This window comes from Pusillimonas sp. MFBS29 (genome assembly GCF_020687695.1).
Classification (GTDB): domain Bacteria; phylum Pseudomonadota; class Gammaproteobacteria; order Burkholderiales; family Burkholderiaceae_B; genus Pusillimonas_C.
The window spans coordinates 103,434-118,683 of the sequence record NZ_JAJEWL010000008.1 but is presented as its reverse complement, the minus strand read 5'-3'; the positions used below and the strand labels follow the sequence as shown (position 1 = coordinate 118,683).

General features: G+C 58.3%; 11 protein-coding genes and 1 tRNA gene. 2 read left to right on the top strand and 10 right to left on the bottom strand.

Features of this window, described 5'->3' with window-relative positions; all coding sequences use genetic code 11:
* Positions 1 to 17 precede the first annotated feature (17 nt).
* The 3 genes from selD to LKR43_RS12855 all read right to left on the bottom strand — a co-directional run bounded on the left by selD (position 18) and on the right by LKR43_RS12855 (position 3,223).
* The gene (gene selD / locus LKR43_RS12865; RefSeq protein WP_227684470.1) at positions 18 to 1,079 is read right to left on the bottom strand and encodes a selenide, water dikinase SelD; all 1,062 of its coding nucleotides are present in this window, start codon (positions 1,077 to 1,079) and stop codon (positions 18 to 20) included.
* Positions 1,080 to 1,157: 78 nt separating this feature from the next.
* Positions 1,158 to 2,102: an N-carbamoyl-D-amino-acid hydrolase gene (locus LKR43_RS12860; RefSeq protein WP_227684469.1), complete on the bottom strand. Its 945-nt coding sequence runs from the start codon at positions 2,100 to 2,102 to the stop codon at positions 1,158 to 1,160.
* A 191-nt stretch (positions 2,103 to 2,293) separates the two neighbouring features.
* Positions 2,294 to 3,223 (bottom strand): LysR family transcriptional regulator, encoded by a 930-nt coding sequence (locus tag LKR43_RS12855; RefSeq protein WP_227684468.1) that lies wholly within the window; start codon positions 3,221 to 3,223, stop codon positions 2,294 to 2,296.
* Between the two features lie 113 nt (positions 3,224 to 3,336).
* On the opposite strand from LKR43_RS12855, the gene LKR43_RS12850 reads away from it, so the two are divergent.
* Entirely contained in the window at positions 3,337 to 4,320 is a 984-nt protein-coding gene (locus LKR43_RS12850; protein ID WP_227684467.1) for a tripartite tricarboxylate transporter substrate binding protein, read from the top strand.
* A 16-nt stretch (positions 4,321 to 4,336) separates the two neighbouring features.
* Positions 4,337 to 5,782 (top strand): amidohydrolase family protein, encoded by a 1,446-nt coding sequence (locus LKR43_RS12845; RefSeq protein WP_227684466.1) that lies wholly within the window; start codon positions 4,337 to 4,339, stop codon positions 5,780 to 5,782.
* Positions 5,783 to 5,793: 11 nt separating this feature from the next.
* On the opposite strand, the gene LKR43_RS12840 is transcribed toward LKR43_RS12845, so the two are convergent.
* From LKR43_RS12840 to fdnG, 7 genes are all read right to left on the bottom strand, one after another.
* Positions 5,794 to 5,889: transfer RNA gene (locus LKR43_RS12840), tRNA-Sec, on the bottom strand.
* Between the two features lie 9 nt (positions 5,890 to 5,898).
* Entirely contained in the window at positions 5,899 to 7,824 is a 1,926-nt protein-coding gene (gene selB, locus LKR43_RS12835) for a selenocysteine-specific translation elongation factor (RefSeq protein ID WP_227684465.1), read from the bottom strand.
* The gene (selA, locus tag LKR43_RS12830) at positions 7,821 to 9,266 is read right to left on the bottom strand and encodes an L-seryl-tRNA(Sec) selenium transferase (protein WP_227684464.1); all 1,446 of its coding nucleotides are present in this window, start codon (positions 9,264 to 9,266) and stop codon (positions 7,821 to 7,823) included. The genes selB and selA overlap by 4 nt, the downstream gene beginning before the upstream one ends.
* Positions 9,263 to 10,201, bottom strand: coding sequence for a formate dehydrogenase accessory protein FdhE (gene fdhE / locus LKR43_RS12825; protein ID WP_227684463.1), 939 nt, complete (start codon positions 10,199 to 10,201; stop codon positions 9,263 to 9,265). The genes selA and fdhE overlap by 4 nt, the downstream gene beginning before the upstream one ends.
* An 82-nt stretch (positions 10,202 to 10,283) precedes the next feature.
* Positions 10,284 to 10,931 (bottom strand): formate dehydrogenase subunit gamma, encoded by a 648-nt coding sequence (locus LKR43_RS12820; protein WP_227684462.1) that lies wholly within the window; start codon positions 10,929 to 10,931, stop codon positions 10,284 to 10,286.
* The gene (gene fdxH / locus LKR43_RS12815) at positions 10,915 to 11,823 is read right to left on the bottom strand and encodes a formate dehydrogenase subunit beta (protein ID WP_227684461.1); all 909 of its coding nucleotides are present in this window, start codon (positions 11,821 to 11,823) and stop codon (positions 10,915 to 10,917) included. The genes LKR43_RS12820 and fdxH overlap by 17 nt, the downstream gene beginning before the upstream one ends.
* An 11-nt stretch (positions 11,824 to 11,834) precedes the next feature.
* Positions 11,835 to 14,912 carry a formate dehydrogenase-N subunit alpha gene (gene fdnG / locus LKR43_RS12810; protein WP_227684460.1) on the bottom strand — a complete coding sequence of 1,026 codons (3,078 nt, stop codon included), beginning with the start codon at positions 14,910 to 14,912 and terminating at the stop codon, positions 11,835 to 11,837.
* Positions 14,913 to 15,250 lie beyond the last annotated feature (338 nt).

The following is a 15,250-nucleotide window of genomic DNA, read 5'->3' as shown; positions in this document are numbered from 1 at the left end:
CCGGTGCCGGCAACCTGTTATGCAACCTGCACCTGCCCCGGGCCTTCGGTCAGCTCACCTACGACGGCGGCTTGCGCAAAGCCTTCAGACTGGAAGATGTCCAACACTTGAGTGACTGTATCGGGCGCACATGCCACCAGCAGGCCGCCTGAAGTTTGCGGATCGCACAACAAGGCTTGCTGTGTGCCACCTATCGATGGATCCAGCATGATGTGTTCACCATAAGAAGCCCAGTTGCGGCCCGAGGCCCCGGTAATGGCTCCCTGGGCTGCCAATGCCTGTACGCCGGCCAGCCACGGCAGATCGGCATAACGCAGTTTTGCGGTCAGCCCCGAAGCCCGTGCAATTTCCAGTGTATGGCCCAGCAAACCAAATCCCGTTACGTCCGTAATGGCGTGTACGCCGTTCAGCCCACCCAGCGTGGCGCCCGGCCGGTTCAGCAGCGTGGTGCTGTCTATCATGGCCTTGTAGCCATCGGCATCCAGGATGTTCTTCTTCAGGGCAGCCGAAAGAATGCCTACGCCCAATGCCTTGCCCAATATCAGCACGTCACCTGCGCGGGCGTCACTGTTGCGCCGGATCTGGTCAGGGTGGGCCAGGCCCATCGCTGCCAGCCCATAGATGGGTTCGACCGAGTCTATGGAGTGTCCGCCTGCAACCGGTATGCCGGCCTGGGCACAGATGGCCGCCCCACCTTGCAGGATGCCGGCGATATCGGCCTTTGGCAGCACGTTGATCGGCATGCCGACCAGGGCCAATGCCATGATGGGCGAGCCGCCCATGGCATAGATGTCCGACAGGGCATTGGCAGCTGCAATGCGCCCGAAGTCGTAAGGATCGTCGACAATGGGCATGAAGAAATCGGTGGTTGCAATCAGGGCTTGCTGATCATTCAGTTTGTACACCGCTGCATCGTCGGATGTTTCATTGCCCACCATCAGTGCGGCATACGGTTGTGTTGCCGGGATACCCGCCAGCAGTTCCGACAGCACGCCAGGGGCAATCTTGCAGCCGCAGCCACCACCGTGGGACAAAGAAGTCAGGCGTACTGGCTCTGGAGTGGAGGCTGAGTCTTTCATTTTCAGGTTCCCGAGATGCTGGTGCAAAATCATGGTGAATATCTGCCCGCTCATTGTACTGGTCTTGCACGAACAAGGCTAAGCGCGTTCCAGCGGCTCTCCGGGACCAGTCCGCTCTACTATCAGTCGGTAATGTTCAGGGCGGCGATGCCGTGCAAAGTCAAAAACATTTTTCCTGAAGGTTTCTGCCAGTGCCAGGTCGGCACTGACGCTTATTACCTCGTCGTCCTCGGTACTTGCCTGGGCTACGATTTCTCCGGTTGGAGCCACGATGACCGAGCCGCCAATCATGTGATGCCCGTCTTCGTATCCACATTTTGCGGCCGCTGCAGCCCAGACACAATTTTGGTAGGCACTGGCTTGCAATGTAATCAAGTGGTGGTGCATTCTAAGGTGCACGGGTTCGGGCCAATGAATGTTCCGGGATGGCGTGTTATAGCCCAATACAATGATTTCAGCGCTCTGCAACGACATCACCCGCCACGTTTCCGGCCAGCGGCGGTCATTGCACAAGCACATGCCCATTTTGATCTCGTCCAGGTTCCAAACGCCGAACGGCTGATCACCGACATCGAAGTATTTCTTCTCAAGATGCTGGAACGGTGCGTCGAGCTTATGGTCGTCATGGCCAGGCAGATGAATCTTGCGGTACTTGCCGACTATTTCAGCCTGTTTGTTGACCAGGATCGACGCGTTGAACCGCTGGCCATCTGGTGTCAGTTCGGCATAACCAAGGTAAAAGCCCACGCCCAGACTTTTTGCCGTATCAAACAGGGGTTGAACGTCGGCATTGGGCATGCTTGTTTCAAAGTAGCGTTGTTCCGCTTCTTGCATGGACATCCAGTAGCGCGGAAAGAATGTGGTTAAGGCCAGTTCCGGAAAGACCACGAAATCAGCCCCTCGGCCATGCGCTTCGCGCATCATTTCCACAAGTCTCTTTACGACGCTTGCGCGGCTGTCCGCAAGATTGACAGCTCCCATCTGGGCGACGGCCAGGCCCACCTTTCTCGAATGCATGGTCATGATTCTCCTCTTTGCATGAACTGTACCCAGCATGCCAATAACAGAGGGTTTCGTAAATCCCGGACGATAGTGCCGTGGATATGCTCAAGCCTCGGGGTATTGCCTCAGATTCCGGCTTGCCTGCTGGGTTTGGCGTGGTTCATGCACGACTGGCGGCCATCCCGTTGATAATGTCAGGTTATGACCTGCCGTCATAGTTTGATGGCTTCTTCGGCAAGAACTTTTTCGATGGCGGCCAACATGCGCCGGCCCAGCAAGGGCAGGGGATCAACATGGGAATAAGTGGCCCAGATGGTCAAGGCAGTTCTGGGTGTGATTTGCCTGATTTCAATATGAGGCAAGGCTTCGGTGGGAATGCTCCAGCTATCGACCAGGGCAATGCCAAGCCCCTGCATGACGCAAGCGACTGCTGTCGCAGACGAGTGCACTTCGATGGTGGTTTTTGGTTTGGCCGTATCGGCGAAGAAGGCGCTTAAGGCCTGGCCCAGGGGGGCGTCGGCCGGATAGTCTATCCATTGATGACCAGTGATGTCGCCGGGTGTGACGACGCCCAGGGTTTGCAACGGGTGGCCTTTTGGTGCAATACAAACCAGAGGCTCTGTGCCCAGTGCAACCGAGGTCAGCGACGGGTTGTCCGAGGGTTGCAGCGTGATGCCAAGATGCGCCCTGCCTGCCAGGAAATGTCCGAGCATCTGGTCGAAGGTGGTATTGCGATAATCAACCTTGGCATTGGGATTTTTCGTATAGACATGCATGAGCGCCGATGGAATCATGCGCTGAGCAAAACTTGCGCTGCTGATCAGCTTTAGGGGGCCAATTTCCGACTCTCCCAGGCTGATCGCCAGGTCATTGATCGACTGGATGTTTTCGTAGATTTTCTCGACTTCTGTAAAAAGCCGGGTTGCTTCGCGTGTCGGGATCAGGCGGGTTTTGCTGCGCTCAAAAAGCTGATAGCCCAGACGGGTTTCGCTCAAGGCGAGGACACGGCTGATTGCCGGCTGCGACACATGGAGCATACGACCGGCAGCGCTGATGGAGCCCGTCACCATAATGGCCCGAAATACTTCGATCTGTCGAAAGCTCAGAGGGGTGCGCGCGCTTCTGGGTGGTGCTTCTTGCATAGGAAAGGCAACGATAGACCAACGTTATGGTGCTGGTACATTTTTCTATGGATACGTTTGGGACGGACGGTGCTAATTTGTAGCCTTTATGTTCCAAAGGAGGATAACAAAAAATGTATACCCTAACTATTCCAAAAAAAATAGCCATAGCTATTGCAGGGCTGAGTCTGGTAGCAGCAACGGCGGCTCAGGGAAAGTATCCCGAGCATCCCATTAAGTTTATTGTGCCTTCTGCGGCCGGTGGTTCGCCGGATGTGCTGTCGCGTGTCATTGCCAACGCGATTGCTCAGGACGTAGGCCAGAGCATTATTGTTGAAAACAAGCCAGGTGCGGCCGGCGGTATCGGGATCGTGGCGCTTAAAGACTCCAAGGCCGACGGCTATACGGTCGGTTACGGCAATATCAACACCTTGTCAGTCAATCAGGCCTTGTTCAAAAAGCTTCCGTACGATGTGGACCAGGATCTTACCCCGGTGGGGCAGATGTTCAGCCTCTATAACGTGCTGATTGTGCCGGCGCAATCAGACATCCATTCTGTTGCCGACTTGCTCAAGAAGGCCAAAGCCGAACCAGGCAAGCTTTCCTACGGAGCGTCCGGAGTGGGAACGACCGGCCATATGGGTGGCGAGCTGTTCAAGAGCCTGGCCAAAATAGACGTCTTGTTCGTGCCCTACAACAGCGGGCCGGCCGCGCTGCAGGACTTGATTGGAGGTCGTCTGGACTACATGTTCTCGAATTCCTCCGAGGCCGTGCCGCTGATTCAGGCCGGTAAAGTTCGCGGCCTGGGTGTCAGCAGTCTTCATCGCTTGCCTCTGCTGCCCGATGTGCCGACCGTTGATGAAGCAGGCGTAAAAGGCTATGAAACCATTTCATGGGGTGGAATCGTTGCGCCGGCCGGAACGCCTGCAGAAGTTATAACAAGGCTTAACAAGTCTCTGGAGAAGGCGTTGCAGGATGGCGAGGTCAAGAAATCGCTGGCAACCTTTGGTGCCGAGGCAAGCTATACCACGCCTGAGCAGTTCAAGGACCTGATTGACAGCCAGGCGAAGAAGTGGGCGTCCATTATCGAAGAAGCAGGTATCGAGAAACTGGACTGAAGATGGTGATGCAATAATGAGTTTTGTTATTTCCGGTGCAACATTGGTCGATGGGACAGGGCAGGAACGCTTTCAGGCTGATCTGGCAATTGCTGATGGCGTGATTACCGAGATAGGTAAATTCGATATCGGCGAGGCAATGCATGTCAAACGTGCCGATGGGCTGATGCTGACACCGGGTTTCATTGATTCGCATACGCATGACGATGGTTATCTGCTGGCGTATCCCGACATGAAACCCAAGGTTTCTCAAGGGATAACAACCGTCGTCACCGGCAACTGTGGAATCAGCCTGGCCCCAGCGCTCTCCGACGCCACGCTACCTCAACCGCTGGATTTGCTGGGGCCCAAAGAGCTGTTCCGTTTCAAAACCTTCGCCAGCTGGCTGGCGCAGCTCAGGGCAACCCCCGCAACAGTGAATGTTGTGCCTCTCGTGGGTCATACGACTTTGCGGGTTGCCTGCATGTCTGATACCGGGCGCGCGGCAACTCGTGCTGAAACAGAGGCCATGCAGCAGTTGCTGGAAGAGGCTCTTGAAGCCGGTGCATTTGGCATGTCGACAGGCACCTTCTATCCACCAGCCGCGCACGCACCGACACGAGAAATCGTCGAGGTCGGGGCGCCGATGAAGGCACGTGGGGGTTTGTATGCCACGCATTTGCGCGACGAGGCCGATCATATCGTGCCAGCAATGGAAGAAGCCCTTGAAATCGGGCGCGAGCTCGAAAGCCTGGTTGTTTTTTCCCACCATAAACTGGCTGGCAGCAAGAACCATGGCAGATCTTCAGAGACCCTGAAAATTATCGATGAGGCACACAAGACCCAGCCTGTATGCATAGACTGCCATCCTTATCCGGCTACATCGACCATGCTGCGGCCTGATCGTGTCCGGATTGCCAAGCGCACCATGGTGACCTGGTCCAAAGGATATCCTCAGGGTGCCGGGCGAGACTTTGCGGATATCCAGGCTGAGCTCGGACTGGACATACAAGGCACCATCGACTACCTGGCCCCCGCCGGCGCGATCTATTTTCTGATGAATGAGTCCGATGTAAGCAGAATCATGTCGCATCGTCTGACCATGGTGGGCTCCGACGGACTGCCCTTCGACTCGCATCCGCATCCTCGGCAGTGGGGTACTTTCACCCGTGTTTTGCGTGCCATGGTGCGTGAACAGAACGAGATGACGTTTGAACAGGCCATTCACAAAATGACCGGCTTGCCGGCAGAAAACTATCGTTTGAAAAACCGGGGCTTGCTGCGCCCCGGGTATTGTGCCGATCTGGTGCTGCTGGATGCTGAAAGGGTTGCTGACCGCGCTACGTTTGAAGATCCCATACAAGTCAGCCAAGGTATTTGTGATGTCTGGGTAAATGGCGTGCATGTGTGGAACGGCACCGATGTGACAGCCATGCGCCCTGGCCAGGTCTTGAGCCGTGCATCGTTCGATCGAACAAACTGATAGCCAGGGGTTGGCGGAAAGCAGCAGGAGTCGAACCTACCTGGGAACGTCTGACGTCCCCAACTGGGTTTGAAGCCCAGCCATGCCACCGGACACGAATGCCTTCCTGTAGGCCGCTATGATAGCCGGTGCCAGAAATCTGCGCCATGCTTGCGTAGAACATGACTGTCACGCAAGCGGCGCGTATAGCCTGAACGGTCGAAGAACTCCAGGATCTGGATGGCGCGCTTGCGGCCCAGGCCTGTGCTGTCACGAAAACCGGCTGCGCTGACGCCTTCGCTACCTGCTGTGGCTGCGACAAGCTCGGCCAGGCTGATGATGGATGCACGGTGGTAGAACAGATCGCGTACCACCTGGTAGACGTCGCCGCGCCGCAGCAGCTTGAGCAGCGTTTCCCGTATCTGTTGCTCTGGCGCATTCAGCGTGCCGGCCAGATCACGCACCCATGGCGGATCGTAACGTCCAGCCTGCACCAGCGGCAGCAACACGGCGGCCAGATCCGCCTCTTCCGACGACAGCGTAACGACGTGCCCGGGCAGGTGCAGCCAGGGGCCGTTACGCGCCAGCCTGCCTTTGGAAATCAAGTGGTCACAGACCGCCAGCCACATGGGTTCGGGCAGCGCGGGCCATGCCATGCGTTTCAGCCTGGCCATGTCTACACCGGGCTCGTCGGGCCAGCGTTCATGGAAGGTGGCCATGGTTTGCAATGCCTGGTCCAGCAAGGCTTCCCAGCGTGATTGCAGGATCAGGCTTCTGGAAGACTGGCTGCCACGGGTGTCTACCCACAGTGCCCCTTCGGGCGCTTCCAGATTTGCAGGCAGATGGCGCGCCAGGCGCAGTACCTGATGTTCGTCCAGCCCCCACGCAGCCTGCTTCAGCAGGCCTGGCAAGCCGCCACCGGCATGAAGGTCGGCAACCGCCTGTAGCCAGGCCTGGCGTTCCGGTGAGCGGCGCTTGCGTTGCGGCGCATTCGGATCAAGCACGATGCCCCCGCCTATCGTATGTCTGGCTTGTGCATCGCGAACAATGTAGCGGTCGCCGGGGATGGCGCACACGGCTTGATCAAATACCAGTTGAACCCGACCGGTGTCACCGGCCGCCAACGAGCTGTCCGATAAAGGCACGGCATGCGCCAGGAAATGAGCGGCGCCCAAGTGTATGTGCAAGGGGCTCCAGGCGCGGACCGGGTCGGCATGGGGCAGCAAGCTCAGCTCCACGTCGATATTGCGCGATGGCAGAAAGCATCGGGCATCGGCAATCCAGTCGCCGCGATTGATGAGGTCTTTGTCGATACCGCCCAGGTTCAAGGCGCAGCGCTGGCCGGCGCCGGCCGTTTCCGAAGGCTGGTTCTGAGCATGAATGCTGCGTACGCGCAGTTTCTGGCCTGAAGGCATCAACCGCAGGTCTGGGGTATCGTCGCCCAGGCGCAGCATGCCGTCATGAACGGTGCCGGTGACAACGGTACCATGCCCCTTAAGGGTAAAGACCCGGTCTATGGCCAGGCGAAACAATCCGTCTGTGGCACGGGCTGCCGCCGATTGGGCCGCCTGATGCAGATGGGTGCGCAATGCCAGCAAGCCTTCGTCTTCAGATGAGGTGGCATTCACGAAAAATACGGGGCTGTTTTGCAGAAAGGTGTCAGCCGCCAGCGCGGTGAGCTGTTGCTCGACGTCGCGCAATCTTGCCTGATCTGCCCGGTCTGTCTTGGTGATTGCGATTGCTCCCTGGCTGACGCCCAGCAGGGTCAGAATGGCCAGATGCTCTTGCGTTTGGGGCATGACGCCGTCGTCGGCCGCCACGACCAGCAAGCCGAAGTCTATCCCGCTCGCACCGGCCGCCATCGTGTGGACCAGGCGTTCGTGGCCGGGTACGTCGATGAAGCCCAAGACTTCGCCGTTGTTCAGAGGGGTGTATGCATAACCCAGCTCGATGGAGATGCCACGCGCCTTTTCTTCCTTGAGCCTGTCGGTTTCAACGCCGGTCAGGGCGCCAACCAGCGTTGTTTTGCCATGGTCGATATGGCCTGCCGTACCGACAATCATGCGACCGGACCCTGGAGCTGCAAGGCAAAGGCTGCTTCATCGCGATCTTCCAGGCAGCGCAAATCGAGCCAGAGCGCGTCATGCGCGATGCGGCCGATTACGGGGCGAGGCAGTTGGCGCAGACGCTCTTCCAGCGCTTTCAGGGCTCGCCCCGAGCGTCCGGTACCTGCGTGGCGTACGCTAAGGCCATGGCTGGGAAGTTGATCTATGGGAAGAGCGCCGCTGCCTATCTGGCTGAACAAGGGGCTGGACTGCACTTCATATTCCGGGCCTAACGCCTGTTGCAGCACAGGTTGCAGGCGTTCAGCCTGCTGGTGCATTTGGGCAGCCGGCCGTGTGAGCAGACGCAGGGTGGTGAGCCTGTCGGCCAGCAGTTCGGGCGAACGGTACAGGGCCAGTACGGGTTCGAGCGCGGCCAGCGTAAGCTTGCCCACACGCAATGCGCGTTTCAGCGGATTCTTTTTTATTTTGCGTATCAGTTCGGCACGACCAACGATAAGCCCTGCCTGGGGGCCTCCAAGCAGTTTGTCGCCGCTGAAGGTAACGATGTCGGCGCCGGCCTCTATGGTTTCCCTTACGGTATCTTCGCGGGGCAAGCCCCACTGTGTAAGGTCGAGCAAGGTGCCACTGCCCAGATCCACGGCAGCCGGCAGACCGTGATTGTGGGCGATCCGGGCAACCTGGGCCACGCTCACGCTGCGGGTAAAGCCCGTTACAGCGTAGTTGCTGCAGTGAACCTTCAGCAGCATGGATGTGCGAGGCCCCAGTGCGTTTTCGTAGTCTGCAGGGTGGGTGCGGTTGGTCGTGCCGACCTCAACCAGGCGAGCGCCTGCCCGCTGCATGATGTCGGGAATACGGAAAGCACCGCCGATTTCCACGAGCTCGCCGCGTGACACCACGACCTCACGGCGGTTGGCCAGTGCGTTGAGCATCAGCAGCACGGCTGCCGCATTGTTATTCACCACGGTCGCTGCTTCGGCGCCGGTCAGCTCACACAAAAGGTCTTCGATCAGATCATCGCGATCGCCACGGCGGCCGGTACTCAGGTCGAACTCAAGATTGGCGGGCGCCGACAAGGCCTGTACCACCGCCTGAACGGCATGGTCAGGCAAAAGTGCCCGGCCCAGGTTGGTATGCAAAACAGTGCCTGTCAGGTTGTATACGGCCCGCAGGCGCGGCTGGTCTTGTGCCTGGATCTGCGTTTGTGCCCGGCTTAGAAGCGTGTCGATTTCAAGTGCGCTGGCGGCAAGTGTGCCGGCCAGCGCTTGCGAGCGGGCTTCATCCAGAATCTGGCGTAGGGTTGTCGTCAGGCGACTACGGCCGACTTCGGCAGCAAGAGTTTGCCCGGCTGCCGATCCAAGCAAGCGTTCGAGTGACGGGATGTCTGTGGCCAGCGCCGGCTGGCCGGTGGGCTGCGTGCGCGACGCTGACCGTGCCGTCATGGTTCAACCTGTTCGCTTTGCCACAACAGAGGGTTGCCACTGGCGCGAGAGTAACCCGCCTCACCCATCAGCATGTCGAGTGTGAGGCTGGCCAGGTCATCGGCGATGGCGTCAACCCCCAGTACTTTTTCCTGATAGAAGATCTTCCGATAGGTATGGCAGTTGTCGCAGGATTCGGCCTTGATGCCTTCCGGTCCGCCTTCGATGGAATGGTAGGCAATGCCTTTGGTGTCTTTGCAGTGCGAGCAGGTGACACGTACAAGATGCCATTCGGCGGAACACAACGAGCAGCATAAATAGCGGCAGGCATCGGCTTGCCCGCCGACATGAACCACACTGGCGACTGGCAGGCTGCCGCACAGAGGACAAACGCCATGTGGCGTCACGACAGGCAGGGCGCTTTCCTCGAAGTCGGCGGCCAGGCTGGTCCAGTAAACCTGCAGCGCGGCCATAATGAACGGTGCGCTGGCGGCATCTACGTCTTCTTCGCGCTCTGCCAGCAAAGCATCGGCCTGGGCCTCGATGGCCGATGGGTCATTGTTCAACGTGCTTTTCAATTTGTTGACTATTTCCAGGGCCGCTTCGGGCAGCTTGCCTGTGCCTGCCATGTGGTCGAGCAGGGCGGCGAGCAGTTGGCGCCAGCCTGGATCGCGCTCCCAGCCTACCGCCTGTAGTGGTGGCATGCCATGGGCCTGAGCCAGATCCAGCCGTTCACTGCCCGGGCCGGGCATATTGCAGTCTTTCAGTACTTTGCCCTGACCATCGGCCAGATCGGCAAGCAGCAGAAGGTAGGCGGACAGCGGATTATCCTGTGCCAGTTGACGAAGGCGGGCTGCACGATCGGCGAAAACAGAAGCGCGTACGGGCTGGCGCAAGCGCGGGATGGTTGTATGGTCGAGGCTTTCGATCTCGCCACGTGGAAGAATTCGCTGCAAAGCAGTCACTCCTGAAAAAACATGGCTGCCCCGTGCGGTGAACGCGGGGCAGCCATGCAGAGATAACAAGCCGGATAGGCGTTTATTTGTTGTGGGTAGTTGTGCCGCGCAGCTGACGCAACCAGTTGCGGTGGTGCTTCCAGGCCCAGCCCGGCGTTACTGTACCGCGTGTCATGGCCTGCACCGAACCTTTGACCCAGATTCCTGCATAGATGTGCACTATGATCGCGCAAATCATCAGAAATGCAAAGAGCGCATGCAGCAGGGACGCCAGACGTATCCCCCAGATGGGGAACAGATACGCAAAGTACGAACGCCACATCACCACGCCGGTCAGGAGCAGCCCGATCATCAGAAGGATCAACGCGAAGAACAGGAGTTTTTGCCCGCCGTTGTAACGGCCCGCCGCCGGGATCTTGTCTTCACGGTTGCTCATGACATCGCCAAAATGCTTGATCCATTGCACGTCGTTGCGGTTCATCAGGTTATGGCCGAACATGCGTGCAGCAAATATGGCAAAGCATACGAACATCACCACACCGATGAACGGATGCAGGATGCGTGTCCAGACGCCGCCACCCAACAGATTGGTGAGCCAATAGAACGACGGATGGAACAAGGCCAGCCCCGATAGTGCCAGCAGCACGAACGTAATGGCAATGATCCAGTGGTTGATGCGCTGGCTGGCGGTATAGCGCTGGATCAGCCTGGGTTTATTCACCTCGTTCATTGATGACCTCCTGGGCTTTACGTTCGTCTTCCTCGTCGGTTTCGTTTGGTCCGGTGCGTATGTAGTGGAAGAAACCTGTAAGGGCCGCCAGGGCCATTGCTGCGACACCCAGCGGTTTGGCAATACCCTTCCATAGCCCGACCATGGGGCTGATCTCCGGGTCTTTGGGCAGATCGCTGTACAGGCCCGGGCGATCAGCATGGTGCAGCACGTACATGACGTGAGTGCCTCCGACACCAGCCGGGTCGTAAAGGCCGGCATTGTCGAAGCCGCGTGACTTCAGGTCGACAACGCGTTCTGCGGCATGTTCGTACATGTCTTCCTTGGTGCCGAAAACGATGGCGCCCGTAGGACAGGTCTTGACGCAGGCCGGCTCCTGCCCCACGGCCACCCGGTCAGAACACAAGTTGCATTTATAAGCCTTGTTGTCTTTCTGGGAGATACGCGGAACATCGAAGGGACAGCCCGTGATGCAGTAGCCGCAGCCTATGCAGTTTTCCTGGTGAAAGTCGACGATGCCGTTGTTGTACTGGATGATGGCACCGGGAGCCGGACAGGCTTTCAGGCAGCCCGGATCTTCGCAGTGCATGCAGCCGTCCTTGCGGATCAGCCACTCCAGGTCGCCGGCCGTATTTTCATATTCGGAGAACCGCATGACCGTCCAGGACTGGTCGGTCATGTCGGCCGGGTTGTCGTATACCCCGACGTTGGTGCCGATTTCGTCCCGCAGGTCGTTCCATTCCATACAGGCCACCTGACAGGCCTTGCAGCCTATGCATTTGGTGGTGTCGATCAGTTTGGCTACGCCACCGCCGATGACTTCCTGACGCACGCTGGGTGGTGGCGTGGTGGTGGCGGAGCGCCGTTTTATATCAAGTGATTGCAATGCCATGGTGTGCGCTCCTATACCTTTTCGACCTTGACCAGGAATGACTTGGACTCAGGCGTATACGAGTTGCCGTCGCCCACGGGCGGCGTCAGTGTATTGGCCAGGAAGCCCGGCTTGGCCAGACCGACAAAGCCCCAGTGCAAGGGAATGCCCACCTGGTGTACGGTTTTGCCTTCTACCGTTAGTGCCTTGATGCGCTTGGTGACAACAGCCACTGCCTTGATATAGCCCCGGTTGGACGATACCTTGACACGATCGCCATGCGCGATGCCAAGTTCGCCAGCCAGTGCATCGCCGATTTCAACAAATTGCTCGGGCTGCAGAATGGCATTGAGCTTGACGTGCTTGGTCCAGTAATGGAAGTGCTCGGTCAGGCGATAAGTGGTGCCCACATAAGGGAAGTCGGCAACCTTGCCCATGGCGGCCAGATCCTGGTCGAAGATACGCGCGGCAGGGTTGCTGACCGCCAACTTGTTGTCGGGGAACAGCGGGTTGTAGCCCACCGGCGTTTCGAACGGTTCATAGTGCACCGGGAACGGCCCTTCGGCCATGCCTTTGCGGGCAAAGAATCGGGCCACGCCTTCGGGGTTCATGATGAAGGGCCCCATGCCGTCGGCCGGGTTTTCATCAAGCTTGAAGTCGGGTACGTCGGCACCCACCCAGGCCTTGCCATTCCAGCGGATAAGGGCGCGGCCCGGATCAAACGGCTGGCCGTCGGCGTCGCATGAGGCACGGTTGTACATGATGCGGCGGTTGGCCGGCCAGCACCAGGCCCAATTCAGGGTCTGGCCTATGCCGGTTGGGTCGCTGTTGTCGCGTCGGGCCATTTGGTTGCCGGCTGATGTCCAGCTGCCGGTGTATAGCCAGCATCCGCTTATGGTTGTGCCGTCGTCGCGCAGTTCGCCAAAGCCCGACAGCTGCTCGCCCGCCTTGCGCAGCACTTTGGCCGGACTGGATGGGCTGGCGTTGTCGACAAGGTCGGCAAGCGCACGGCCGTTAATTTCCTTGGCCAGTTCGTGGGCATGGGGGTTGTCTGGTGTGGCGTAGGGCCAGTACAGGTTGACGATGGGATCTGGATAGGCGCCACCCTCTTTCTTGTACAGAGCCAGCAGGCGCTGGTAGATAAGCGCCATGATTTCAATGTCGCTTTTCCCTTCACCCGGAGGCTCGGCGCCTTTCCAGTGCCATTGCAGCCAGCGCCCGGAGTTCACCAGCGTGCCTTCTTCCTCGGCAAAACAAGTGGTAGGCAGACGGAAGACCTCGGTCTGGATCTTTGAAGAGTCCACATCGTTGTGCTCGCCCACATTGCGCCAGAATTCCGAGGTTTCAGTGACCAAGGGGTCCATGATGATCATGAACTTGAGCTTGGAGAAGGCCTCGAGCAGCTTGCGCTTGTAGGGGGCGGCCGCCAGCGGGTTGAAGCCCTGGCAGATATAGCCCGTCATTTTGCCCTGGTGCATGAGCTCGTACACCTGCAGCATGTCGTACGGCCTGTCCATTTTGGGCAGGTAGTCGTAAGCCCAATTGTTTTCGGCGGTAGCGGCGTCGCCCCACCAGGCCTTCATCAGACTGACGTGGAACTTGCTGTAGTTGCGCCAATAGCTAAGCTGGTTGGGCCGCAGCGGCAGCTGCGTACGGCGGCTGATGTAGTCTGCATAGGACTGCTCGCCATCTGACGGCAAGGTCAGGTAGCCCGGCAACAGATTGGACATGAGGCCCAGGTCGGTCAGACCCTGAATATTGGAGTGCCCGCGCAGCGCGTTCATACCGCCGCCCGGAATACCAATATTGCCCAGCAGCAACTGCATCATGGCGCCGGTGCGAATGATTTGCGACCCGATGGAGTGTTGCGTCCAGCCCAGTGCGTACAAAATGGTGCCCGCGCGATTCGGACTTGCCGTCGAGGCAAGCATCTCGCAGACCTTAAGGAATTTGTCTCGCGGTGTACCGCAGACATTTTCCACCATTTCGGGCGTATAGCGCTCGTAGTGCTTCTTGAGCAACTGGTACACGGAGCGTGGGTGCTGCAGGGTACGGTCGACCTTGGCGTAGCCGTCGTCGCCCATCTCGTAATCCCAGCTGGACTTGTCGTACTTGCGCGTTTCCTCGTTGTAGCCCGAGTACAGGCCGTCCTCGAAGTTGAAGTCTTCGCGAACAATAAACGGCAGGTCGGTGTAGTTCCGTACGTATTCGTGCTGGATTTTGTCGTTTTCCAGCAGATAGCGTATGACCCCGCCCAGGAAGACGATGTCTGTACCGGTTCGGATGGGTGCGTAGTAATCGGCGACCGATGCCGAGCGCGTAAAGCGCGGATCGACCACGACCAGCTTGGCTTTATTGTGCGCCTTGGCTTCCGTGACCCATTTGAACCCGCAGGGGTGAGCCTCGGCTGCGTTGCCGCCCATGATAAGTACTATATCCGCGTTCTTGATGTCGACCCAATGGTTCGTCATCGCTCCACGGCCAAACGTCGGGGCAAGACCTGCCACCGTCGGGCCGTGTCAGACACGTGCCTGGTTGTCGAATGCTAGTGCGCCAAGACTGCGGAATACTTTGTGCGTAACGTAAGCAACTTCGTTGGAGCTGGCCGATGCCGCCAGCATGCCGGTGGTGAGCCAGCGGTTAACCAGCTGACCCTGCTCGTTGCGCTCGATGAAGTTGGCGTCGCGGTCATCTTTCAGATGACGGGCGATACGGTCAAGGGCGTCGTCCCATGACATGCGTTCCCACTTGTCGGAGCCGGGGGCGCGATACTCGGGATATTTCAGCCGGTTGGGGCTGTTGATGAAATCGGTGAGTGCCGCGCCCTTGGGACAGAGCGTTCCGCGATTCACGGGGTGATCGGGATCGCCCTCGATGTGCATGATGCTGGGTTCGGCGTTCTTCGCGCCATCGCCCAGGCCGTACAGAAGTACGCCGCATGCTACAGAACAGTAAGGACAGGTATTGCGCGTTTCAGTCATGCGCGCCAGCTTGTATTGGCGAACCTCGGCCATGGCCGGAGTTGGCGCCGCACCCAGCAACGTAAGGCTGGAACTGGCCAGTGTAGTACCTGTCACCTTGAAGAATTGACGCCGGTTCATGTTTACCATGCCGTCCCCCAGGTGATTGAAACAAAGTCGATACAAAATTTTGGAGGCTAGAGTGAATGCCCCTGTTATGGGTGCGAGTATAAGACGGCAAACTGTAAAAAGCCATGGCTTCAGGAGGGGTTCGTGCCATTTCTGCCACCGCCTCAGGTTTTGTGCGGTGCAGGGCAAGGCAGGAGATTATTCAGGGCCTGTTCGACGACTTCAAGCCACGCATGTCGGTGATCAGCTGCCTATATTGATATTGCAGGAAGGGTCCGGTCGGGGGAACCATGCTGCTATCCTGGATATGGATCAAAGGCACGGTGAGTTGGTTATGATATCGTCGTAAACACCATCAA